This window comes from Desulfovibrio sp. (assembly GCF_019422935.1).
Lineage (GTDB): Bacteria > Desulfobacterota > Desulfovibrionia > Desulfovibrionales > Desulfovibrionaceae > Desulfovibrio.
Window position 1 is genome coordinate 163,588 of the sequence record NZ_JAHZCJ010000006.1, and the last position, 24,624, is coordinate 188,211.

Annotated in this window: 19 protein-coding genes and 1 tRNA gene; 12 read left to right on the forward strand and 8 right to left on the reverse strand. The window is 57.1% G+C overall.

Annotated features, from left to right (window positions below; genetic code table 11):
• The first annotated feature begins 70 nt into the window (after positions 1-70).
• Positions 71-850, forward strand: a complete 780-nt coding sequence (locus tag QZ383_RS09560) for a DeoR/GlpR family DNA-binding transcription regulator (RefSeq protein WP_291444962.1) — start codon at positions 71-73, stop codon at positions 848-850.
• 150 nt (positions 851-1,000) lie between these two features.
• Positions 1,001-2,008: a phosphotransferase gene (locus tag QZ383_RS09565; protein WP_291444964.1), complete on the forward strand. Its 1,008-nt coding sequence runs from the start codon at positions 1,001-1,003 to the stop codon at positions 2,006-2,008.
• Between the two features lie 108 nt (positions 2,009-2,116).
• On the opposite strand, the gene QZ383_RS09570 is transcribed toward QZ383_RS09565, so the two are convergent.
• From QZ383_RS09570 to QZ383_RS09580, 3 genes are all read right to left on the reverse strand, one after another.
• On the reverse strand, positions 2,117-3,544 hold the full coding sequence (locus tag QZ383_RS09570) for a sodium:proton antiporter (RefSeq protein WP_291444966.1): 1,428 nt from the start codon (positions 3,542-3,544) through the stop codon (positions 2,117-2,119).
• Between the two features lie 270 nt (positions 3,545-3,814).
• A complete protein-coding gene (locus tag QZ383_RS09575; protein ID WP_291444967.1) occupies positions 3,815-5,554 on the reverse strand; it encodes a methyl-accepting chemotaxis protein in 1,740 nt (579 codons plus the stop codon).
• A 599-nt stretch (positions 5,555-6,153) separates the two neighbouring features.
• Entirely contained in the window at positions 6,154-8,169 is a 2,016-nt protein-coding gene (locus tag QZ383_RS09580; protein WP_291444970.1) for a methyl-accepting chemotaxis protein, read from the reverse strand.
• A 497-nt stretch (positions 8,170-8,666) separates the two neighbouring features.
• On the opposite strand from QZ383_RS09580, the gene QZ383_RS09585 reads away from it, so the two are divergent.
• Positions 8,667-9,101, forward strand: a complete 435-nt coding sequence (locus QZ383_RS09585) for a YqaA family protein (RefSeq protein ID WP_291444972.1) — start codon at positions 8,667-8,669, stop codon at positions 9,099-9,101.
• A gap of 195 nt (positions 9,102-9,296) precedes the next feature.
• On the opposite strand, the gene QZ383_RS09590 is transcribed toward QZ383_RS09585, so the two are convergent.
• Positions 9,297-9,373, reverse strand: a tRNA-Arg gene (locus QZ383_RS09590).
• A 212-nt stretch (positions 9,374-9,585) separates the two neighbouring features.
• Between QZ383_RS09590 and QZ383_RS09595 the strand changes: the two genes are divergently transcribed.
• The 3 genes from QZ383_RS09595 (at position 9,586) to QZ383_RS09605 (ending at position 13,855) form a co-directional block, all read left to right on the forward strand.
• Positions 9,586-10,878, forward strand: coding sequence for a cyanophycin synthetase (locus tag QZ383_RS09595; protein ID WP_291444973.1), 1,293 nt, complete (start codon positions 9,586-9,588; stop codon positions 10,876-10,878).
• 115 nt (positions 10,879-10,993) lie between these two features.
• Positions 10,994-12,430: an L-seryl-tRNA(Sec) selenium transferase gene (gene selA, locus QZ383_RS09600; protein ID WP_291444975.1), complete on the forward strand. Its 1,437-nt coding sequence runs from the start codon at positions 10,994-10,996 to the stop codon at positions 12,428-12,430.
• 39 nt (positions 12,431-12,469) lie between these two features.
• Complete coding sequence (locus tag QZ383_RS09605) at positions 12,470-13,855, forward strand: aminopeptidase (protein ID WP_291444977.1); 1,386 nt, start codon at positions 12,470-12,472, stop codon at positions 13,853-13,855.
• Positions 13,856-14,008: 153 nt separating this feature from the next.
• Here the strand turns inward: QZ383_RS09605 and QZ383_RS09610 are convergent, their stop codons facing one another.
• The 3 genes from QZ383_RS09610 to QZ383_RS09620 form a co-directional block, all read right to left on the reverse strand.
• Positions 14,009-14,767 carry a DNA alkylation repair protein gene (locus QZ383_RS09610; protein WP_291444979.1) on the reverse strand — a complete coding sequence of 253 codons (759 nt, stop codon included), beginning with the start codon at positions 14,765-14,767 and terminating at the stop codon, positions 14,009-14,011.
• Positions 14,768-14,982: 215 nt separating this feature from the next.
• A complete protein-coding gene (locus QZ383_RS09615; protein ID WP_291444981.1) occupies positions 14,983-15,342 on the reverse strand; it encodes a helix-turn-helix domain-containing protein in 360 nt (119 codons plus the stop codon).
• A 755-nt stretch (positions 15,343-16,097) separates the two neighbouring features.
• Entirely contained in the window at positions 16,098-17,201 is a 1,104-nt protein-coding gene (locus QZ383_RS09620; RefSeq protein ID WP_291444983.1) for an MltA domain-containing protein, read from the reverse strand.
• Positions 17,202-17,300: 99 nt separating this feature from the next.
• On the opposite strand from QZ383_RS09620, the gene QZ383_RS09625 reads away from it, so the two are divergent.
• Complete coding sequence (locus QZ383_RS09625) at positions 17,301-17,687, forward strand: thioesterase family protein (RefSeq protein WP_192113898.1); 387 nt, start codon at positions 17,301-17,303, stop codon at positions 17,685-17,687.
• Positions 17,688-17,801: 114 nt separating this feature from the next.
• On the opposite strand, the gene QZ383_RS09630 is transcribed toward QZ383_RS09625, so the two are convergent.
• Positions 17,802-18,533 (reverse strand): hypothetical protein, encoded by a 732-nt coding sequence (locus QZ383_RS09630; RefSeq protein ID WP_291444985.1) that lies wholly within the window; start codon positions 18,531-18,533, stop codon positions 17,802-17,804.
• A 223-nt stretch (positions 18,534-18,756) separates the two neighbouring features.
• Between QZ383_RS09630 and QZ383_RS09635 the strand changes: the two genes are divergently transcribed.
• The 5 genes from QZ383_RS09635 (at position 18,757) to QZ383_RS09655 (ending at position 24,606) form a co-directional block, all read left to right on the forward strand.
• Complete coding sequence (locus tag QZ383_RS09635; RefSeq protein ID WP_291444987.1) at positions 18,757-20,820, forward strand: elongation factor G; 2,064 nt, start codon at positions 18,757-18,759, stop codon at positions 20,818-20,820.
• 114 nt (positions 20,821-20,934) lie between these two features.
• A complete protein-coding gene (locus QZ383_RS09640; protein WP_291444989.1) occupies positions 20,935-21,756 on the forward strand; it encodes a 4'-phosphopantetheinyl transferase family protein in 822 nt (273 codons plus the stop codon).
• 55 nt (positions 21,757-21,811) lie between these two features.
• Positions 21,812-23,119 (forward strand): tRNA (guanosine(37)-N1)-methyltransferase TrmD, encoded by a 1,308-nt coding sequence (trmD, locus tag QZ383_RS09645; RefSeq protein WP_291444991.1) that lies wholly within the window; start codon positions 21,812-21,814, stop codon positions 23,117-23,119.
• Positions 23,120-23,197: 78 nt separating this feature from the next.
• The gene (gene rplS, locus QZ383_RS09650) at positions 23,198-23,545 is read left to right on the forward strand and encodes a 50S ribosomal protein L19 (protein WP_022658201.1); all 348 of its coding nucleotides are present in this window, start codon (positions 23,198-23,200) and stop codon (positions 23,543-23,545) included.
• Positions 23,546-23,832: 287 nt separating this feature from the next.
• Positions 23,833-24,606 carry a ribonuclease HII gene (locus QZ383_RS09655; RefSeq protein ID WP_291444993.1) on the forward strand — a complete coding sequence of 258 codons (774 nt, stop codon included), beginning with the start codon at positions 23,833-23,835 and terminating at the stop codon, positions 24,604-24,606.
• Positions 24,607-24,624: the final 18 nt, after the last annotated feature.

Genomic DNA, 24,624 nt, shown 5'->3' on the forward strand with positions numbered 1-24,624 from the left:
ATATTGCAGACGCAGCAAAAAGCTATATGCTAACCAGAATGTCAGCGTATATCTAACAAGGTTGAAACACATGCTGCGCGAAACCCGCCTGCACCGCATACTTGCCCTCATAGCCGCCAACGGTCATATCAGCACAGAGCGGCTTATCAATGAGCTGGGAATTTCCCGGGAAACAGCCCGCCGGGATATTATCGAGCTGGAAAACCAGGGCGCGGCAAGGCGTGTACATGGCGGCCTTGTGGCGCTGGATTCCTCTACTTCCGAACCCTCACTCAAAGAGCGCAGAACCCGGCTGGAACGGGAAAAGCGCGCCATTGCCCGCGCCACGGTGCTGCAACTGCAACAGGGGCAAACAGTCTTTATGGACGCAGGTACCACAACAACGGCTCTGGCAGAGGAACTCTGCACCATGCCTGGGCTCACCATCGTGACCAACAGCCTGCGCGCCGCCATCATTTTGAGTGAAAGGGACGAAGATAAAAAAAACGACAGCACTGTGGTGCTGGTGGGAGGCCGCATCCTTGCCGGACGGGAGCAGACCTGCGGCGAGGGCGTGATTGAAGAAATTCAGCGCTGGCGGGCAGACGTGGCGATTCTTTCGCCCGTGGGGCTGGATGCGCACCACGGGGCAAGCAGCTTTTTGCCGGAAGAAGCCGCCGTGGCGCGCTGCATGGCCCAACGCGCCAGCAGGCTGTGCATACTCGCCGACCACACAAAGCTAGGTGTTATCAGCCGGATAAACTACGCATCACCCCGCGAAATTTCCATGCTCGTTACCGATGCCGCAGCTTCGGATTTGCCATGCCTGAAAGAACTGAAAGAAATTTTGCCCAAAGTCATTCTGGCCTGAGCATCTGTTTTTACCATCCGCCGCGCACCGCAATACTGTTTTGAAGCAGCCGTTTGCAGAGCGTGAAAGGTGATGCCGGTTATGATCGCGCTGCTTCCCCCCAGCAGCCGATGTAACAGACTGGTACCCATACCCAATGCAGGGGGGGATATGACACTTCAACAAAATGACTCGCTCAGCGATCAGGCCGTAACGCAACTGGCGCGGCAGGCGTTGCAGCAATACCCCCCGGAAATGCAGGGAAGCCTGCACCTGCTCTGCCGTTCAGAAAATGCCACCTTTCTTGTCCAGACCAGCAACAGCCGTTATGCCCTGCGTGTGCACCGCGAAAATTATCACTCCCACATCAATATAATGGGCGAGCTGATGTGGCTGGATGCCTTGCAGCAAGATACCGGCATCGTCACGCCAAAGGCCCTGCCCAGCAAGGGAGGCCAAAGGGTGCTGACCCTGCACCTTCCAGACGGATCACACAGAAATATCGTTCTTTTTCTGTGGATTGACGGCGAGATGCCAACAGTGCACCTTGACCCGCGCGCCTTTCGGCAGCTTGGCGAGGTCGCGGCGCGCCTCCACCAGCATAGCCGCCAATGGCAAAAACCGGCAGGCTTCCAGCGCATTGTCTGGAACCACGAAAGTATGGTTGGCCCGTGCGCCCATTGGGGGGACTGGCGGGCAAGCCCCGGCCTGCCACACGAGGACGCCCTGCTTCTGGAGACGGCCTTGAACTGTATTGGCGAAAAACTGCGCGCCTACGGCCAGTCTGCCCGGCGCTATGGCCTGATTCACGCTGATCTGCGCCTTACCAATCTGCTGCTGCATAAGGATGGTACGCGCGTCATTGATTTTGACGATTGCGGCATGGGCTGGTTTGTTCACGACATTGCCGCGGCCATGAGCTTTGAGGAACACTGCCCGCTTGCTCCCAGCTGGCTGGAAAACTGGCTTCAGGGATATGAGCTGGTCAGTCATCTGGATGCGGAGGATGAAGACATGATCCCGCATATGATCATGCAGCGGCGTATCCAGATGACAGCATGGATGGCCACGCACGCCAATACCGAGACAGCCCGAAACCTCGGCGCGCACTGGGTTGAAAACACGGTACGCCTCTGTAGGCGCTACCTTGAGGGAGGCATGCCCCTGGGCGCGGTATAAGCTTGCGTGGGAATATTTTGGCGCACAACAAACAAGCCCCTCCGCCTTAAGGCCGAGGGGCTTGTTTGTATACTGATTGCAAATCCCGCCTCGCGGGATTTGCAATGGCTAGATAAAGAACAGCCAGGTCAACAGTGCGAACAGGGGCACCAGAATGCCTACCGACCACGCCATGTAGCCAAAGAAGCTGGGCATACGCACGCCGTCGCTTTCTGCAATGGAGCGAACCATGAAGTTGGGCGCGTTGCCAATGTAGCTGTTGGCGCCCATAAACACGGCACCCGCTGATATGGCGGCAAGGGTGGCGGGCATATCGTGCATAAGGTGCTGCGCATCGCCGCCGGCGGTGTTGAAAAATACCAGATAGGTCGGCGCATTATCCAGAAAACTGGAGAGGATGCCCGTGAGCCAGAAATACATGGAATTTACCGGCTGCCCATCGTGCGAAACAAGGTGAATCAGGGAAGCAAGCGCACCGTCAGCACCTGCGCGCAAAATGGCAATGGCGGGGATCATACTGATAAAAATGCCAAAGAACAGCTTGGCAACTTCTTCAATGGGGGCCCAGGAAAAGCCATTGAGTTCACGGCAGCGCCTGCTCGTAAACTTGAGCGAAAGCCCGGCCAGGCACAGCAGCGCCACATCGCGCAGCAGGTTCTGCCCTTCGACCGACACGCCGAAGACCGAAACCAGTTCGCCCAGAGGGTAGAGGCCAGAAAGCAGCACGGCCACAACAACGCCCAAAAGAAATAGCAGGTTGATCTTGCCGTCAAGGCCGAGCTTTTCTTCTGCCGCGCCAGCCTGAGCCGCAGGCTTGGGGCTGCCTTCTTTCTTGAACAGCACCGTATCAAGGACAAGGAAGATACCCAGCAAAACTGCCGACATAAGACTTGTTTTCATCAACAGGTTGGTTGTGGTCCAGAAGAAATCCACACCCTTCAGAAAACCCAGAAACAGCGGCGGATCGCCCAAAGGCGTGAGCGAGCCGCCAATATTTGCCACAAGAAAAATAAAAAAGACAACAGAGTGAACACGGTATTTACGGTGCGCGTTGGCCCGAAGCAAGGGGCGGATAAGCAGCATGGCCGCGCCGGTTGTTCCCATCCAGCTGGCCAGCACAGTGCCCACGGCCAACAGCCCGGTATTGACTGCGGGGGTGCCGACAAGCGAACCGGTAAGCCGCACGCCGCCTGCGATGGTAAAGAGCGTGAACAGCAGCACCAGAAAAGGAACATAATCCAGAAGGATAATGTGCAAAAACTCGTACAGGGCCACATTGAACCCATAAACCAGAAGACAGGGCGTTAAAAATGCCAGACCCCAGAACACCGCGATTTTACCAAAGTGTTTTTCCCAAAAATGGGGCAATGCCAAAGGCATTATGGCAATCGAAAGCAGCATGCACACAAAGGGGATTGCCCAAAGGACTGAGAGCTGCGCACCAGGGATATTGGGATGTCCCTCCCCTGCGAGAACGACACCGGGCACAAGAAGCGCGGCGCACAGGGCGCCGAGCACAGTTAGAAATCTTGCCATATGCACTCCTGAGAATATAAGCATTACATACCATAGGATATTGGGAGACTCTATACCAAACCTCAAAAAAAAATACAATCAATACATGTACACCATACCAATTACAATTATAAATCACAGCAACACAACGATAATTGTCGCATTATTGCATCTTAAAAAGCGATATGCGTTGTAATTATGCACCGTAGTTCAAGACATAAAGGCGGCCTGTCGCGCCGATGCAACAGACCGCCTTTATGCTTATATTTTTGAATGAAGTAATAATTTTGCCTATTCCTGGCGCATTTCATTGATCAGCAGCCCAAGATCCTGCGACTGACGCGCCAGTTCTGCCACCGCACTTGCGGCCTCGGCCATGGCGGTTGCGGTCTGTTTAGCCATTTCGTTCACGCGCTCGATCGACAGGTTGATTTCATCACTGGCAGCAGACTGTTCCTCACTCGCAGTAGCAATGGCATTGACCTGATCTGCCATACCCAGAACAGTTTCCAGTATTTCATTGAGAGCTTGCCCGGATTGGCTGGCGTATCCTGTTGCCTGATTAACCTGTTCAAGCGCATTATCCGTTGAGGCCATACTCTTTGACGTGCTTTCCTGTATGGCATTTATGGCATTACCCACATCATGGGTTGAGGCCATGGTTTTTTCTGCCAATTTGCGTACCTCGTCGGCGACCACGGCAAATCCACGCCCGGCATCGCCAGCACGGGCGGCTTCGATGGCGGCATTGAGCGCCAGAAGATTTGTCTGGTCCGCGATATCTGAAATGACGCCCATAATCTGGCTGATGGCCTGGGCGTGCGTGTTCAGTTGCAGCATATCCTGCTTGAGCTCCTGCGACATGGTCTGCACCTGACCGATGCTGACAAGCGATTTTTGCACAATGTCGGCCCCGGCTTCAGCTTTGTCCTTTGTATCGGTGGATGCCACAGAAGCCTGGCCGGCATTACGAGCCACCTCCTGCACGGTGGCGTTCATCTGGTTCATGGCCGTGGCCGCTTCCGCAAGACTTTGCGCGGCATGCCCGGCCCCCTTGCCTGCCTGTTCGATCTGGGCAGAAAGCTGTGTGGATGCCGAGCTGACAATCTGCACGACCTTTTCAAGCTTGCCAGCGGCACGCACCATTGCTTCCGTTTTCTGCTGCGCCTCATCCTTGGCCGCATTGGCGCTATCCATTGCCGCGTGCGCCTGACGCGATTGCTCCTTGGCGTTTTCTGATTCACTCCGCGCTTTTTCGATATGGCCTTTCAAGGCCTCCACCATGGCAATAATTGATCCGTACACGCCAATTCTGGCATGACCATCGTCAACATTAAAATCCCCATCCACCACACGTTGCGCGACCACCAGCAGCTCCCCAGGGTCTCTGCCAAGCTGTCGGCTTGTTTCACGCGCAATAACAATGGCGGATACGGCAGCAAGCAAAATGGCGAAAAGGGTCAGGCCTATGCCCATGGCGTTGCTTGTGGCATACAGGCTATCTCCTTTAAGGCCGCGCGCGTGGGCGTTGTCGTGCGAAACCTTCACCAGGAGTTCAATGGAATCGGTCATGGCCTCGTAATCAGCATGCGACTTGCCCGTGAGCAGGGCCAGGGCCTCATCTACCCTGCCGTTCTGCCGCAGAAGCAACACTTCCTTCGATGTATCCAGATATTTTTTCAGGCCACGCTCAATATCCAGCACACACTGCTTGGCATTGCCCGAAATGCAGAGATCACCAATTTCTTTAATTTCCCGATCAAATGTTTTTCGCACATTATCAAGATTTGCTTTGATCGCAGAAGCTTTTTGCGCGTCATTTTCAATAATGTAACGAAATTCCATTATCCTGTATTCTGCAGTGTCAGTATTTATTTCACCCGCAAGCTCCGAAACTGGTACGTTACGGTGTGCCAATACAGAGGTGATGTTGTTGAGTTCTGACATTTGCCAGAGCATAAATCCGGCTAATAAAGCCATCAAAACACCCAGCATCCCCATCCCGAAAGAAATTTTTGCTACAAGCTTCATTGTATTCTACTCGGCGCTGAAGTGAAAAAACCACACGATGGAGAGCAAGAGCGACACACAACCATCGATATAGCATATCGGCTATATCTTTGCCCGCATTATGCCCTCATGTGATTTTTTCAACAATCATTTAAAAATGAAAAATGTAAAATTTCAGTATGATATGTAAATAAAAAAATTATTACATTGGAAAACGCCAATTTATCAGCCATAGATGAGCAAAATCGATTACAAATTCTAATAGCAGTACAACCAACAAATACGCAAATAAAAATAAAATTATCTGTTGCAGATTCAGATTAACATAGTAACATACGATATACACTATTATAACTCCTTGTTCGGAAATGATATATTTATACAGAGGCTCACACCTTATTTTAAAACCGACTCAAACATTGAGTAAGCACTCAATCTAAACTTTCCCCTCCCTATAAAGAATTAGCACACTATCGTTTTTTAACACATGCGCTTTTCCCTCTGCCTAAAGGCAATGTAATAAAAATCATTCTCGCACCCACGGCCTTGGCGTTGCATGCAAAGGGCACAAAAAAAGCCGGAGCGTTTCCACCCCGGCCAGTTCTTGAAAATTAAGGCGTCTACGACTTTTTCAGTTTATCCACGATGCTGCTGAGGTCTCCAGCCATCTCAGCAAGCTGCTGAATAGCTGTTGCTGATTCCGCCTGCCCACGGGTGGTGTCTGTGGTCAGACGGGAAACTTCATCAAGACTGCGGCTGATTTCTTCCGAAGCGGAAGACTGTTCTTCTGCTGCGGTTGCTATGGACTGCGCCTGGTCGGCATTTTCTTTGGCAAGCACCAGGATGGCATCCAGAACTTCACCGGATTTGTGCGACAGGGAGGTTGTTTCCTCCACCACAAGGCTGGCCTTGTCCATGGAAGAGATGCTCTGCCTGGCGGCGGTTTGCATACCGGAGATATTTTCGCCCACCTGCTTGGTGGCGCCTATGGTCTTTTCGGCCAGTTTGCGCACTTCATCCGCCACCACGGCAAAACCACGGCCCGCCTCGCCAGCCCGTGCCGCCTCAATGGCAGCATTGAGCGCCAACAGGTTGGTCTGGTCAGCGATATCGTTGATGACGTCCATGATCGCGCCAATGCTGTCTGCCTGTTTGCCAAGGGCCGTCAGATCAACCTTCATGGTCTGCGTCTGCTCATGCACATGGTTGACCGAATCAATGACCTGCCGGACAAGCGTTGCGCCCTGCCCTGCCTCCTGCTGCGTTTTGACAGCATTGGAAGCGGCCTGCCCGGAATTGCGCGCCACCTCAACAATGGATGCGGACATCTGCTCCATACCAGCAGAGGTGTCCGTCATGCGTTGCCGCTGGATTTCCGCAGCATTGGATATCTGCTCGGACTGCGCCGCCAGCTCTTCCGTGCTGGAGGCAATGCGCGCAACAACGCCTTCAATCTGGCTGGCAGCCTGCAAAATACCGCGCTGGGTGGCCAGTTCCGCTTCTTTGCGGGCTTCCTCTGCCTCGGCAACCGCTTTTTGCGCACGTTCGGCTTCGGAGAGGGCGTGCCGTTCCTTTTCTTCTGTCGTACGGATCATGTCTTTCAGCCGCGCAACCATGTTGCGCAGGGCATCGGCAAGCGTCCCCACTTCGTCCTTGCTCTTGATATCGAGGGTTTCATCAAGATTACCCTCGGCAACCGCAGCGGCAAAAACACCGCCCTTGCCCAGCGGCTTGAAGATCAGCATGGTTACCAGAAAATGCACCATCAGGGCAGAGAGCACCAGGGCGACAATTGCGGTTATGGCACTGGAGTGCAGATTGGCTGTGGAGTCACGCTGAATTTCCTCCAGCGGCTTGTATGTCCACACTTTCCAGCCAAGACCCGGAATAATATACAGACTCCCCTCAAACACTCTGCCTTTGCTGGTGAACTGGATGCGGCCGTTCTGCTGCAACCCGCTGTATTTTTCCATATCAGGGATAACTTCCCACAGGCTTTTGCCAATGCGCTTGTCATCCCGGTTGGCCATGATGTAACCATCGGCCCGCGTCAGAAAAATATTGTCGAACTCAAGAACATGATTGGTAAAATTGGTTATGTCCGTCAGGCCGAGGTTGATGCAGAGCGTGCCCGCCATCTTGCCGTTGTCTATCAAAGGCACGCCCACAGCCATAACTGTTGCGCCGATAGATGAGGTATAAGGGGTAGTTACAACCCTCTTCTCACCATTAAACATCCGCACAAACCACTCGCGGCCAAGGCTCTTGGCGTTGAAATTCTTGATCATGCCCTTATCATTATGCGCTTCGCCGCTGTCAAAAGCATAATAGGCTTCAACAAGGTTCACCTGTTTGAGCAGTTGAATCAAAACATTACGTTTATATTCATAAAGTTCATCAGGGGAAGCGCCCACAGGATTCGTCAGCATGCGCGAGCTCAGCTCAAGCACATTGAAATACACGCTCATCTTTTCCGACACAGCCTTGCCCACTGCCTGGGACATGGTGTCGAGCTGCTCCATCTCAGAGTCATACGACGAGGCACAGAAACTCCGGTACGAGGTGTAGGCCATCGCGATGATAACCAGCGAAAAGAATGCGACTACGCTTAGGAGGATTTTGTTTTTTGCACTCATTGCCACGTCACGTTCTCCTTATTGAGCATCAACTTATTTTCAACAAAACACTGCAATAGTATCGAATGCTCGCTAAAATTCTTTAGAGTTAACCCGGAAACACTATATAATTTTTTTGTTCAGTCAATGCTGTTGCAAAAACACAGCAAAAATATTGCCAAGCGTTGTAATTTTGCAACATATTGTTGCAAAAATGCAACATGTAGCAGCACGAGATCATCATATTCTGCTTCACAAAATAGTTTTTTTTACAAGCGCAATTAAAATATTTAACACAATTTCCTCAGTACGTATGTAGCAACGAAACACCTGACAGATGCAAAACAGAAGCATGAGACCACGACCTCGACGGCAGAAGAAAGAATGATGAGGGAGAAAAAACATTAGCTGTTCATGAAAAGGATTTATGCGACTTGTGCGCGGAGCGGCACTTTTATATGGTGCGGTGCTGGCATGCCGCTGCGCAATCAACATAGGCTTGCAAACAGGATGCGGAAATGAGCGTGAGCGTACTTTGGGGACTATTTATTTCTGCATTTGTGGCAGCGTCCATCTTTCCCGCGCAGTCAGAACTTTTTTTGGCAGGAGCGCTGGCAAAGGATTACGCGCCGCTGTGGGCAATGATCGCCGCCGCGAGCCTTGGCAACACACTGGGTTCTGCCACCAACTGGCTGCTCGGGCGATTCTTTATCCATTATCAGGATCGTTCGTGGTTTCCCATAAAGCGCAACAGCCTTGCCAGAGCCGAAGCGTGGTATGGCAAATACGGGCGCTGGTCGCTGCTTTTGAGCTGGATGCCCATTGTGGGCGACCCCATCACGCTTGTGGCAGGGATTCTGCGCGAACCCTTTCCCTCATTCATCGTCATTGTCGCAGCGGCAAAAACGGCCCGATATCTTGTGGTGGCGTTCATTACCTTGCAGTTCACCTGAGGATGAAGAATAGCGGCTTGAAGCAGGCCGAGCTAAACAGAATTGCTGTGCCAACGCGTGCGCCAATCAGTGCCAACTGCCCCGCGATCATGTAAAACAGACAGGGGGGTGACTGGCGGGCAACCCAACAGATATTTTGCCAAAAAACAAAAAAGGATGTCACATGAAAAAGCATGTAACATCCTGATTTATTTATGGCGCGCCCGAGAGGAATCGAACCCCTGACCAAGAACTTAGAAGGTTCCTGCTCTATCCAACTGAGCTACGGGCGCACATGCCAGGGCGCAGAACCCTGCCGTGTGGCGGCCAATATAGTGATAGCGCCCCACTGCGTCAAGCGTTCCCGCGTATTCAGGCATACATGCTCCGCAACGGGGTTTATACGGCGGATTGCGCGTATTTTACGCACGACGGGCAAAGGTTGCGCAGGTTTTGCCCGTGCGCGCCCGCTGACAGACAGCGCGCTTTGCGCTACCATATATAAATGAGCAACACGTTCAGCACTCCCGCAGATATCCAGCGCCATCTGGACAGCCTGGGGCTTTTTCATATGGATATGGGCCTGGGCCGCATGCGCCGGGCCTTGGCCGCCCTTGACCTGACTCGCCCGCCCTTTGTGGTGGCTCAGGTTCTCGGCACCAATGGCAAGGGATCAACATCGTCCTTTCTGGCTTCCCTTGCTCTTGCTCACGGCTGCCGGGTGGGCCTCTACACCTCGCCGCATTTTGTCAGCCCCACAGAGCGCATCCGCATTGGCGGGCCCAATGATGCCGCCTGCGCCCCCTGGCCTGCGGATGATTGGGTTGAGCCAGCCAATCAGGTCATGACTGCCGCGCCCGATCTGACCTACTTTGAATTTCTTACAGTACTGGCCCTGCTGGGTTTTGCCCGCAAGGGCGTGGAGCTGGCCGTGCTTGAGGCTGGCCTTGGCGGCAAACACGATGCCACAACCGCCGTTGCCGCCGACCTCATGTGCTATGCGCCCATCGCTCTTGACCACAAGGACATCCTTGGCCCCACACTTGCCGACATTGCGGCAGACAAGGCCGCAGCCATACGCAGCGCCGCGCCCGTGTGCAGTGTTGCGCAGTTTCCCGAAGCCGCAAAAATCCTAGAGCGCGAGGCCCGCAGCCATAACGCGCCCTTCATCAGGGCTTGTCCCGTTGCCGCCGATACCCGCCTTGGCCTTAGTGGCCCCCACCAGCGCGCCAACGCAGGTCTGGCGCTCACAGCATGGCGCGAGCTTGCCCCCATGCTGGGCAAAAGTGCAGACGACACGAAGGCGCAGGCTCAAGGGCTGGCGCAAGCCTTTATGCCAGGCCGTTTGCAGCGGGTGCCGGGTACAGATCAGTACCCTCCGCTGCTGCTTGACGGCGCCCATAATCCGCACGGCATGGCCGCGCTGATCAAGGCCCTACGCGCCGAAGGCCTGCAACCCGCCGGAGCGGTATTTTCCTGCCTTGCAGACAAAGACTGGCTGCCCGCCGCCCAGATGCTCAAGCACTATCTGGGCGAAGCCCCCATGTTTGTGGTCACGCTGGGCAACCACCGGGCCGCAGCGGCGCAAGACATAGCCGCCGCCTGCAATGCCCTGCCCCCGGCCACGGCGCAGGCCTTGTCCGAAGGCCCTCAAGGCTTGGCAAAGGCGCTTGAACTGGCGCGCGCCCTGCCCGCCGCCACCGAAGCCCGCCCGGTGCTCATGACGGGTTCGCTGTACCTACTTTCAGAATTTTTTACGCAGCACCCCCAATGGCTGCTGCAACCGCAGCTCCAGTAGGCGCAGGCAAGCCCGCCGCTGGCCCTGCTGACGACGCTGCATGGCAGACAAAGCCCAAGCCGCCGTGCTCGCGCATTTTTTATTTTTTGCGGTAACCGCAGTATAAAGGACGCCCATGCAAAATCTTTTTCGCGCCATTCCCGCCGTAGACGCCAGCATTGCCGCACTGCACCGCGCGGATGCCGCACTGGGCGACAGCCAGCAAACACCGCACGCGCTGCTACGCGATCTTGTGGCCGCTTATTGGGACATTCGGCGGGATGACATCCGCGCCGGGCGCTGCACCGCCCCCGAAGACCTGCATCTTGAACGCCAGTTGCCAGGCCTGCTGGCCTTTGTGCAGCGCGGTCTGCGCCCCCGTTTCCGGTCGGCGCTCAACGCCACGGGCGTTGTGGTGCATACCAACATGGGGCGCTCCGTACTTGCCGAAGAAGCCCGAGAGGCCGTGCTGCGGGCAGCTACCGGCTATTGCAATCTGGAACTGAATCTCGCCACGGGCGGCCGGGGCAGCCGCCACGCGCTGGTGGAAGAACTCATCTGCCGCGTCACCGGGGCCGAAGCAGCCCTTGTGGTCAACAACAATGCCGCCGCCGTGCTGCTGGTGCTCGACACCTTCTGCAAAGGCGGCGAGGTTATAGTCTCGCGCGGGGAATTAGTTGAGATTGGCGGCAGCTTCCGCATTCCTGAAGTAATGGAAAAAAGCGGAGCCACCCTGCGCGAGGTGGGGGCCACCAACCGCACGCATCTGCGCGACTACCGCGCCGCCATCAACGAAAATACCCGCGCCCTCATGCGCGTACACACGTCCAACTACCGGATTGTGGGCTTTCATGCCGCCGTGGCACTGCCCGAACTGGCGGAACTGGCGCGCGAGCACAACCTGCCGCTCATTGAAGACCTCGGCAGCGGCAGTCTTATGGATTTTTCTTCCTGCGGCCTTCCCAACGAACCCACCGTGCCGGAAGTGCTTTCGCAGGGCGCGGATATCGCAACTTTTTCGGGTGACAAAGTTCTTGGCGGCCCTCAGGCTGGCATCATCACCGGGCGCAAGAGCATGGTGGAAAAACTCAAAAGCAATCCGCTCACGCGGGCGCTGCGCTGCGACAAGCTCTGTCTCTCCGCTCTTGAGGCCACCCTGCGCCTGTACCTTGACCCGGAAAAAGCCCGCAAGAGCGTGCCAACCCTGCGCATGATCACCTGCCCGGCCGATGAATTGGCCAAGGCAGCCCGCAATCTGGCAAACCGCCTCCGCAAGGGGCTTAATGCAGGCAGTACCCTGTGCGAGATTGGCTTGCGCGAGGATGTGTCACGCGTGGGCGGCGGTGCGTTTCCGCAATACGACCTGCCCACGACCCTTGTACGGCTCAGGCCCACGGCATGCAGCCCCACGGCCCTCAAGGCGTCCCTGCTTGAAACGGTTCCTCCGCTCATTGGGCGGCTGGAAGACGACGCCTTTTGCCTTGACCCGCGCACACTTGATGTCAAAGAATACCCCGAGGTACTGCGCGTACTGCGTCAGGCGCTGAACGCTGCAATCCCTCAACAGGCATAATACGCGAAACATAAAGCGTGAGATAAAAGGAACAGCATCATGGAAAAAAATCTTGCCTACAAGCCCAAAAGCATCTGGGACAACGCCGACGCCAAAACCCGCAAGGAAATGGAAGCTCTGGCCCAGCGCTATATTGACTTTATCACCCACTGCAAGACAGAGCGCGAAACAGTGGAATACGTGCGCCAGCGCCTTGCCGAGCATGGTTACACGGAAGATTTCAGCGGCGACCGCGTTATGCGGTCCCTGCGCGGCAAGGCCATCTTTGCGGCCCGCAAGGGTGCGCTGCCCCTGAGTCAGGGGCTTTCGCTGCTGGCGGCCCACGCCGATACCCCGCGCCTTGATTTCAAGCAGCGCCCGCTTATTGAGCAGCCCGGCGTTGCCCAGGCCAAGACCCACTACTACGGCGGTATCCGCAAATATCAGTGGCTTGCGCGCCCCCTTGCCCTGCACGGCGTTATCGTGCGTGAAAACGGCGAAACCCTCACGGTGACCATTGGCGAAAAGCCCGGCGAGCCAGTGTTCTGCATTGCCGACCTTTTGCCCCATCTGGCCCAGAAGCAGGTTACCCAGCCGGTCAGCGAAGCTTTTGAGGCCGAAAAACTCAATATCATTCTGGCCCACAGCACGCCCAAGGCTGGCAAATCCAGCAAGGACGATGCGCCCAAAGACCCCATCAAAACCCAGCTGCTTGAACTGTTGCACAAAAAATACGGCATCTGCGAAGAAGACTTCATCACTGCCGAGCTTCAGGCTGTGCCCGCTGGCCCGGCCCGCTTTGTGGGCTTTGACAAGGCCATGATCGGCGGCTACGGGCAGGACGACCGCATCTGCGTGTTTACCGCGCTGGAGGCCCTGCTTGAGGCCGAAGCCACAGGCCGCAGCATGGCTGTTATTTTCTGGGACAAAGAAGAAATCGGCTCGGACGGCGCATCTGGCGCAGCCTCGCGCTTTATGCAGTATTGTGTGGAAGACCTCGCCCGTGCGTGGGAAAAGGATGTTCAGCCCTCGCATGTGCTGCTTGAAACCCGCGCCCTTTCTGCCGACGTTTCCGCAGCGCTGGATCCCGATTATCAGGATGTGCACGAGAAACAGAACGCCGCCCTGCTGGGCTACGGCCCGGTATTTTCCAAGTTCACCGGTTCACGCGGCAAGTACGGAGCCAGCGAGGCCGACGCCGAATTTTTCGGCGCGTTGCGCGGGCTTTTCAATGGCAAGGGCATCGCATGGCAGAGCGCCGAGCTTGGCAAGGTCGATCTTGGCGGCGGCGGCACAGTGGCCCTGTTCCTTGCGGCCTACGGCATGCAGGTTATTGACCTTGGCCCTGCCATCCTGTCCATGCACAGCCCCTTTGAACTGGCAAGCAGCGCTGACCTCTTCGCCACCAAGCAGGCCTTCCGCGCATTTCTGGAATCCCAGCTATAGCCGGGCAGGCCTGGGCAGCGGGCATCTGGGCAAAACAGATGCTTCCCGCCCCGGCTGCATAAAGCTACGTAGATAACAGACTGCCCTTGCAGACTGGCGAAAAAATCAGCCAGCCCGCAAGGGCAGTCCCTGTATGGCGATTGGGAATGCGCTCTATTTTTTATGCAGGCTGCGCAGCGCTCTTTTGCAGATGCGCGCGGTCGCCTTGCCCGGATTTTGCGCAAGCCAGGCGTCGCAGAGCGCGCTCACCCACTGCGGTTGCGATTTTGCAGCGTCATTGAGCCAGTTGCCCACGCTGTCCTGCACATAGGTGGAGGGGTCGGCCTGCAAGGGTTCAAGAACAGGCAAGCCCAGAGCAGGATTCTCCTTGAGGATATTCAGATGGGCGCACCACACGCCGCGCGGGCGGGTGCTTTCACTGGCAAAACGGCGCACCCTTTCCGAGGGGTCGGCGGTCCAGCCTGCGAGGTGGCGCAGGGCGTGTTCCGGCTGCTTTGCCAGATGAGGCCGCACGGCCATCCATACCCATTCGCGCACACCAAAATGCGCATCATCCGCAAAAGGACGCACGGCTTCCAACAGATTTTCCAGCGGCTCCGCCGGAGAATGCAGGGCATGCTCGTGCGCCAGAGCATAACATATCCAGCCCCGGACAGTATCCGACCTGTGCGCAGCAAGCCTTGCCAATCCCTGCGCGCCCACGGCCCGGTACACCAGCTCGCCAGCCAGCAGCATGCGCTTTGAAATCCCAAGGGATGCGGCAGCACGCATTTCGTTCAGCAAGGCGGCATCAGCCTGCGGCAAGGCCGCAGCCATGAGGGCGGCAAAATCCACCGCCAAGCCCTCTGCCAGATTTTTTGAAGCGTCCTGCCCGCTGTTGAGCTGGGCCAGACGCGTGGAAGGTATGGTCATGGCACTCCCGGCGACACCATTGCTCAAGGTATGCAAAGACCTGCGTCAAGCTGACGCAGGTCTTTGCATACCAAACTTATTGTTGCAACAACCAACTGTATGATGCAGCCCTGTTGCCCCAAACACATGCTGGCAAAAAACAACTGACCTTAACCCGACATGCACAGGGCTGCTTTGGGGCAGGCCTGCCCCATTCAGTAAAACGATTCATCAGTCTACGCGCTGCGCCCCATGCCCTCAGCCCGGGATACCAGCTTGCCAATGTCCGAAACAATATGTTGCAGCGGGCACTTGTCGGGCGTTCTCGCATAAATGCTGCACACGGCCCCACGGTCTTCATCATAGGGGAGCAAAAACTTCGGGCCGAGGCCTTTTTGCACCCATTCGGGATTGATGCCTTTTTTCTTCAGCAGGCTGAGCAGCCACTTGGACGGGATGGCCAGCCGCTTTTTGGAATCAGAAATACATGATTGCGAGACATCAAAAAACTGCGCAAGTTCCTGTTGGGTTCTGCATTGGGTGACATTCTTGATGCGATCCATAATGGCCATATACTCAAACACTTTTCCACTCATTGGAAGAGCCTCCTCTGTACGCTATAGGCGTGCAAAATGCCCGGAATTATCAACGTCTTGAAACGAAGGAACCGGGTGCGGCGAGCGGATGCTCTGATGCGCGTTTATTGTGCTGGCCTGGAATGGCAAACCCATAAAACGGACGCGAGGATGCTTTTCTGAAAGGGAGCGGTCTGGACAGTGGAACAGGCCAACGGATTGCTGCACAAAGAATAGTGCAACAGCCGGGAGAGCTGACATAGACTCCGTGCAGCCATCACAGTTGCCTAAAAAGCCGTGACAATACGCCAACGCTTCATAGCCCTGCAGGTCGCAACCGGGTTGGTGGGGCAGAAATAAAATTTCAGCCCCGAGGGGGAGAGTAGGGGGAACCCACAAGCGGCTCCCGTACACATTGAGCCAAACCAGCGGAACAAAATTATCGCAACTCTGGAGAGTCTGCCTGTGTACGCTTCAAGAAATACCCACAACATGAGATAAGTCAAGGAGTTTAATTATCAGGTATGCGTGTTTTTGGTCGCGCGCAGGGCTGAGACGTCCGCCAAACAAGCAAGCCTGCGTGTAAAATTAATAAGATATGAAAGAAAAATATCTGACAACAGAACAATAATAATAATACACGGTTTCAAAAATAACCGTGCAGACCAGAAAGACCGAAGCGGCTTTCAACCACTCCGGCCTCATATGCTTCTGAAATTTTCAGCCACGTTCGTCAGTCCGTCAGCCTGCTGCTGACGGTAAAAGGCCTGTTAGTCCTAGCGCACCAGCAGCACCCAGGCAGGGCCTTTGGCGTCCAGATGGCTTGCCACGTAGTTGGCGCGCTGGTCGCCGCCGCAGAAAATATCTATGCGGTTACGCTTGATGGCTCCACCCACGTCCTGGGCAAGGCCGATACCACGCAGGGGCATCTTGCCCTTGGTTTCATCCGGAATATTGACGCCGTAGGCCACGATGGAGCCAAGCGGGATAAAGCCGCGGTCTGTGGCAAGCGTCAGCCAGTCGTCCACCTGATAGCCCATGGCCCCGGTGGGGCCGCGCATGCCGTATTTAAAGAAGACATAGCTCGGGTTATCATTGAGAATTTCGCGCACGCGACCGGGATTGTCTTTGAACCACTCGCGCTGTTCAAAAATATCGCCGCGTTTGAGCAGGCCTTTTTCGCGCATGATGCGGCCAGAGCTTTTGTATTTGTGCCCGTTCTGACCCGCGTAGTTGACATAGGCCTGAGTGCCGTCGTCAAAAATCAGGCGGCCAGACCCTTGGATTTCAAGAAAAAACACATCAACAGGGTCTGCGGCCCAGGCCAGTTCCAGCCCCTTGCCCGCCAGCACCTGCTTTTCTTCGATGGTGCGGCGGTCATAGTACTGACCACGCTTGGCAACCACCTTGTTCAGATCCGGGGGCAGACCATAGATGGCCTGGGTGTACCCCGGTTTGCGGGTACGGCTGGCGGGGACGGCTGGCTCGTAGTAACCGGAATAGTTGATGCCGCCCGTCACTTCCGCCCAGCGGAAGTTGGCCAGCAGCAGTTCCGGTTCTTTGTCCAGTCGGGGCAAAAGTTCCTGTAAACGCTCAAGCGTACGCGACATATCGCCCCACGTCACGGTCAGGCCGGGGCGCTGCACAGCGATGGCGTCCTTGGGCTTGCTGTTGACGTAACGCAACGACTTACGCACACTGGGGGCCATATCCTTCCAGCTTGTCAGATCCTGACCGGCAGGGATGAGATTGCTCACAAAAAATTCCGGGCTTTCAAAGCCCACCGGCGGCAGGGTTCTTTCCACCACTGGCGGCGGGGCCTGCTTGGCGCAGGCAAACAAAGCCATTGTGACCGCCAGCAGTAGCAACAGGCGCAACATGCCGCCTGCACGGTTTGCAAATCCGCTGCAACAACGCCCGGAAAACGCGTAACAAGGAGCCGTTTCGTGCATGACCAATTTCCCACCCCTGATATTTGGATGCCGCACCGCGTGTCGTATGGTGAAACAGACACGATGGGCGTGCTTTATTATGCGGAATATCTGCATCTCTTCGAGCGGGCACGCAGCGAATACATTCGCCGTTGCGGCATGAGCTATGCGGAAGTTGAAAAGAAAGGCCTTATCCTGCCTGTGCGCGAGGCCCAGTGCCGTTACCGCTCATCCGCCCGCTATGATGATCTTGTACTTGTGCGCGCTGGCATTGCCGAATGGGCGCGCGCATCCCTGCGCTTTGTATATGAGATACGGAACGAGGACAAGACGAGACTTTTGGCCACGGGCATGACCCAGCACGCGCTGGTCAATCACGAAGGTCGCCCCGTTCCTGTACCGGACTGGTTCCGTAATCTCACCTTTACGGAGTAACCGCCAGCCCTCTCCCCTGCCTGCGATGATGCCGCGTTATTCCGCCGCATTTGTGCCAGCATGATCTGCCGCCGCAATCACATGCGGCGGCAGAAAAATATTTTTTCTAATGCCTTAGCGATGCCTGCTCCCGGTGGGGCCGGGATTGGCCCGCAGCTGCTTGCGCGCTGCACGGGCATCCTCCAGCCGCCGCAGCCTTTCGAGACGGCCCTCCTCCTCGTCATGCCGCACCACAGGCAGTCGCTTCTGCCGCACAGGTCGCGCGCTGCTGAAACGCCGCGCAAGATGCGGCAATTCAGGCGGCACATCGGCTGCAGGATCCCCCAGAGGACAATACGGGGCGCTGGCGCTCTCACCACCGCCAAGATACACCGCCAGCCTGGCGCTGAGCGCGCGCATGAGCGGCACGAGGTCTGTATATTCCTCATTCAGGCCCAAACCGTTCAGGTGCCACCGCCCACGCCCGTGAACAACCTTGCGCATCCCTTTAAGCTCCCGCTCGCGCATGCTCAGGCTGATGCGCACCTCACCCTCGGGCAAGTGCAGCACAAGGGCCTCGCCCTGCGCTTCGCCCTGTCCCCTGGCTACAGACTCAAGCCGCATGCCGGGTGGATTGCCAGCCAGCCGCAAAAGATCTTCCAACCCGGCGCGGGCTACGCGCAGGTGTTCGCTGGAAGCCATGTTTTTTTGATCTTCCTGAATTTTTTCTTCCATCTGGCGAATGCGCTCAAGGCATTGGGCGCGCTCGTCCTCAAGCGTGGTCAAACCACGCTTCATCAGCCGCACGCAAAAAACCACAGCCGCCAAAAAAACCGCACCAGCGCCGGCCCATTCCCATAGCGCCATGGTCGCTCCCTCCGCCTGCTCCAATATATATCCGACTAACTGTCACAGTGGCGGCCTCTGCTGTCAAGCGTTAAGCCTTACATTAAAAGTCGCGGCCCCTTTCCTTTTTTGCCACAAGCCTGTAACGTGGGAACCAATAGCAGATGGAAGACTTGTTCCTTTCCCTAGTTTCGTTCACCAGGCCGCCAAGGGCGCGCCATATCGCTTACGAAGGGAGAAAACCATGCCTACTCCACTGGAAATGCAACGCACGTTCGCCATCGTCGGAACCGGCGGTTGCGGCAAAACATCCCTGGCAGAGATGCTTCTCTACAAGGCCGGGGCGGTGAATCGCCTGGGGGCTGTAGAAGACGGCACCACATGCCTTGACTACGAACCTGAAGAAACCCGCCGACGCGGCTCCGTTCAACCATCCTGCGCCACATATCTCTGGAATAAAAACCGCCATTTCCTCCTGGATATCCCCGGTGACGGCAACTTTACAGGCGACATGGAATGCCTGCTCAAAGGCGTGGACAGCGTTGTTTTTGTGCTGGACGCCGTGGACGGCGTGCGCCCCCTTGCCAAAAAGTTCTGGAATCTGGTTCGCGCAGCCGGATTGCCCTCCATTATCGTAGTCAACAAGGTTGACCGCGACCGCGCCGATTTTCAGATGGCCCTTGACGGGCTCTCGGGCCTGAACGTCAAGCCCGTTGTGCTGCAATTGCCCATTCGCCAGGGCGAATCCTTTGTGGGTGTTGCCGATGTGCTGACGGGCAAAGCCCGCATGTTTGGCGAAAACGGTGCCGCAGCAGAGGCTGAAATCCCCGCTGCCCTGGCTGACGATGTCAGCCTGCTGCGCGATGTGACCGTAGAAAATATCGCAGAAAGCGATGAAGAACTCATGGAAAAGTATCTGGAAGAAGGTATTCTTTCAGAAGATGACCTCAAAACAGGCCTGCGCTCGGGTGTGCTCAAGGGTGAGCTTACGCCGGTGCTGGCCTGCTCGGCCCTTGAAAACAAGGGCGGCGAATCCGTGCTGGTCGCCATTGAAGCCCTGCTGCCCTCGCCCCTTGATCGCCCGCCCTTTGCGGGCCGCGATGGCGCAGAACGCGCCGCTGCCCCGGATGGGCCGGTGGCCTGCTTTGTTTTCAAAACCTTGGCCGATCCTTTTTCGGGGCAGCTTTCCCTTTTGCGGGTTCTTTCCGGCACCATCAACGGAGACGCCACGCTGAAAAACTCCCGCACGGAAGAAAACGAACGTCTCGGCAACCTGTTGTACATTCAGGGCAAAACGCAGACCCCCTGCAAGGAGCCCATTGGCCCCGGCGCCATCGTGGCCGTTGCCAAGCTCAAGAACACCCGCACGGGCGACACCCTCTGCGATGAAAAAGCCCCCTTTGCCCTGCAAATGCCCACCTTGCCCCCGCAGCTCATCACCTATGCCCTCGCCCCCAAGGAAAAAGGCGAGGAAGACAAGGTCTACGCCGCCATGCAGCGGCTGCTGGACGAAGACATCACCCTTCGTCTGGGGCGCGATGAAGAAACCGGCGACATTCTGCTTTCCGGCATGGGCCAGTTGCATATCGAGCTTTCGGTCGAAAAGGCCAAGCGCCGCTTCAAGGTGGATATCATCCTCAAAACGCCCAAGGTTCCCTACCGCGAAACCGTGCGCGGCAAATGCCAGGTGCAGGGCCGCCACAAAAAACAGTCCGGCGGGCGTGGGCAGTTTGGCGACTGCTGGATCGAGATGGAGGGCCTGCCGCGCGGTTCCGGCTATGTGTTTGAAGACGCCATCGTGGGTGGCGTTATCCCCCGCCAGTATGTTCCCGCCATCGACAAGGGCGTTCAGGAAGCCGCCGCGCGCGGGTTTCTGGCCGGATGCCAGGTGGTGGACTTCCGCGTCAAGGTCTACGATGGCAGCTACCACACGGTAGACTCGTCAGAAATGGCCTTCAAGGTGGCTGGCTCCATTGCTTTCAAAAAAGCCATGGAAGGCCTCAAACCCGTGCTGCTCGAACCCATTGTGCTGCTCACTGTTTCCGTGCCCGATGAAAGCATGGGCGATGTCATCGGCGACCTCTCCTCCCGCCGTGGCAAGGTGCTGGGTTCTGATTCACAGGGCGGCAGCACGGAAATCAAGGCCCATGTACCCATGAGCGAAGTGCTGCGCTACGCGCCCGACCTGCGCTCCATGACCGGCGGGCAGGGATTCTTCACCATGGAATTTGCCCATTATGAAGAAGCTCCGCAACCCGTGGCGGAAAAGGTCATTGCCGAGCACCAGAAGCACAAGGCTGCCGAATAACCACTGAGGTGGGGCAGACCACCTTTTCCTTTTATTATAGATGACAAACCGGCTGTTTTCTGTAAAACAGCCGGTTTGCGCGTCTTTGCCGCAAGCAACGGAATACGGAAAATCATGGAACGCCCGCTCACAATACTCTGCACGCCCTTGCCCGCTGGCTCCAGTAAAGAGCTGGAAGGCTGGCGCTGTGCGCTTGAAGCGGTGCTGGAACCGTGGCTGGACGAGAGGCAGCTTGCCCACGTGCACCGCTTTGGCCGCTCGCCCAACGGGCAGGCCGAGACGCCGGAGACGCAACAGGTCGTGCTGCGGACGGCTCTGTCGCGCCTGTTTGCGCGAGCCCAACTGGTGACGCATGCCGCGCAGCAGACCATGGCGGCAAATTCACCCCTCGCAAGGCCGCTGCCGCAACTGGGCATGGATACTCAGGGCCGCCCCCAGTTCCCCGGTTGGCATGCGGCCTTCAGCCACAGCGGCGAGGCAGCCTTTTGCGCCCTTTGCCCAGCCCCGGCAGGAGCCGCCGTACCCCCTCATGCACTAGATGCGGAGTCGTTGCTTTCCCCGCCGCCAGCCCCCAATGCCTTTGCCCCGGCAGAACTGCCACGGCGCAAAAACGGCCTTTCGCAACAGGGCATCGACCGCGAAGCACTGCGTCGCTGGACAATCAAGGAGGCCCTGCTCAAAGCCTCCGGTCTGGGGCTGGGCATGGATCCCGCCAGGGTTCCCACAGGCGTTTTTGGGCAACGGGCCGGAATCTGGCACGGGCCAATGGATATATTTTACTGGTGCAGCCTGCCCTGCCCCGGCCACTGGCTTTGTCTGGCACAACAGGTGAGCGCAAAAGCAGACTTTCAACCAGAAATTTTACGGCCACTGGTGCTCCGCCAGAGCCCGACCAGCCTGCTGCGCGCCCTTTCCGCCCCACGCCCGCGCGGCTGATCGACCCGACAGACATTTCCTTGCAAGGCGAACGTTTTTACGGCACTCTCCGCCCATGCCGCGTTTTCACCTTGTCACGCTTTTTCCCGAATTTTTCGAGTCGCCCCTGTCCACCGCCCTCATGGGCCGTGCGCGGGAGGCTGGCATTGTGGAATGCAGCCTTCATGATCCCCGGCAGTTCAGCACCGACAAACACCGCCATGTGGACGACCGCCCTTACGGCGGCGGCCCCGGCATGGTCATGCAGGGCGAGCCTCTGGCCCGCGCCCTGCGCTCCATTGAGCGGCCCGGTCGCATGCTGTTCATGGCCCCCGGCGGCCGCCCGCTGACGCAGGACATGGTGCGTGATCTTGCCCGCGAGGATGACCTGACCATTGTTTGCGGCAGGTACGAGGGCATTGACGCGCGGCTGTTGCAGCTTTTTCCGCTTGAACCCGTGAGCGTGGGCGATATTGTACTCAACGGCGGCGAAAGCGCGGCTCTTTCCGTGCTGGAGGCCGTGGCCCGCCTGATGCCCGGTTTTATGGGCAAGGAAGAATCCGGCGACGATGAAAGTTTTTCTCACGGGTTGCTGGAATATCCGCACTACACGCGGCCAGAATCCCTGGAAGGCCTGCCGGTTCCCGAGGTGCTGCAAAGCGGCGACCATGCCCGCATCGCCCAGTGGCGCAGACAGGAATCTGTGCGCGCCACCTTGCGCATGCGCCCGGAAATGTTGAATGAAGCGCCGCTCTACCGCGAAGACGTGCAAACGCTGGCTGAAACCCCGCGTGACAGGCCCGGACGCAACCTTTCGTTCTGCCTTGTTCACTACCCGGTTTCCCTTGGGCCAAAAAAAATCGGCGCTTCCTCTTTGACAAATCTGGACATACACGATATAGCCCGAATTTCCCGCAGCTATGCGATGGGTTCCTTTTATCCGGTGACCCCTCTTCGCGACCAGTTGCGGGTGCTGGAAGAAATTTTGCGTCACTGGACGCGGGGGCCGGGCGGTACAGGAAACGCCGACCGCGCCCAGGCCCTCGGCCTGGTGCAACCCGCGACTTCGCTTGAAGAAGCGGTGGCGCATATGACCGCGCAGCATGGAACGCGACCCAGACTGGTGGCTAGTTCTGCCGTCTGGCCTGCCAAGGGCAAGGCATCCCAACCGGGACGCATGCCCATGACTCCGCGTGACGTGCGGCGCTGGTGCGACCAGGGGCCGGTTATGCTCTGCCTGGGCACGGCGCAAGGGCTTGCGCCGGAGGTCCTCGAACAGTGCGAAGGCACTCTGAGGCCGGTGCGTTTTTTGGGCTACAACCATCTTTCGGTGCGCAGCGCGGCCGCCATTCTGGCCGACAGGATATTAGGCGACTACTACTGACGCAACACGGCGGCCTGAGCGCATCGGCGCCGCTTTGCAACGACGCAACAATCCGCCCGGATTTGCAAGGAGTTCACGATGGACATCATCAGGAAAATTGAACTGGAAAACCAGCGCATGGATCTTCCCGCGTTTCGCTCCGGCGACACGGTGAAAGTGCACCTGCGCATTGTGGAAGGCGAAAAAGAACGTATCCAGGTCTTCCAGGGTAACGTTATCCGCATCAAGCGCGGCACCACCAGCGCCACCTTTACGGTGCGCAAGGTTTCCGACGGCGTGGGCGTGGAACGTATTTTCCCGCTCAACTCGCCCTTTATCGACCGCGTTGAGCTGATCACGCAGGGCCGCGTGCGCCGCAGCCGCCTGTACTACCTGCGTGCCCTCAAGGGCAAAGCCGCGCGCATCAAGCCGCGTGGCCGTTTCTGATCCTTTTTTAGGCATCAGAATCGCAGCGAGCGTTTTTACGGCGCGCCAGGGCATGCAGGCAACTGCAAAATCCCTGGCGCGCTGTTCGCGCGTCTTTAGAACATTTGCATCTGAAATGCTCGCCTACGGCAGGCAAAACCTGCCTGCTCACCTTTCGTGGCAAGTATTTTCGAAAAAATCCTTGCGGAGCAGTCACCTCATTTTATGCGTACACTGGTCTAGACCGACGCGCTGACCATCGCGCATTGACCATTGGGTCGCGGCCCTTGCTGCGCAGCGGAGAGATCATGGGCAGAGAAGCAATGAGCCGCCCGGCAAGGCCGCGCAACCAGCAGACACAAGCGAGCCTTGTCCAGCTGGTGGGCCTCCCGAGCGCCCCGCTGCCTCAGGATGATTCTCCCCTTTTGCAGACAAGCAGCCAGACCGTTCAGCAAATTTATACCGCAGGCATAGACGAAGCTGGCCGAGGCTGTCTGGCCGGGCCGGTAGTAGCCGCTGCGGTCATATTGCCGGAATGCTACGACCTGCCGGGCCTCAACGATTCAAAGGCGTGCAGCGCCAAAACCCGCGAAATGCTCGCCCCGCGCATACGCCAGTGCGCTGTGGCCTGGGGCCTGGGCGTGGTGTGGCCTGCCCGCATTGACGCCATCAATATTTTACAGGCCACCTTTGAAGCCATGAGCAGGGCCGTGCGCTGCCTGCGCTGCGCCCCGGCGCATCTGCTCATTGACGGCAACAAGACTGTGCCCGGCGAGGTATTTGCCTTCCACTGGCGCAAGGGGCATACAGCCCCCCTGCCATCGCAGCGCAGTATTATTGGCGGCGACGCCAGCGAACCTGCCATTTCAGCCGCGTCCATCCTTGCCAAAACATACAGGGACAAACTCATGACCCGGCTGGAAAAACGCTGGCCCGGCTACGGCTTTGAAGCGCACAAAGGCTACGGCACAGAGGATCATTACGACGCCCTGCGACGCCTTGGCCCCTGCCCGCAGCACCGCCTGACCTTTCGTGGCGTTTTGCCCGAAAAGCCAACTCCGCAGCAGGGCAGCCTGTTGTGAAGCCGCGCTGGCTACAAA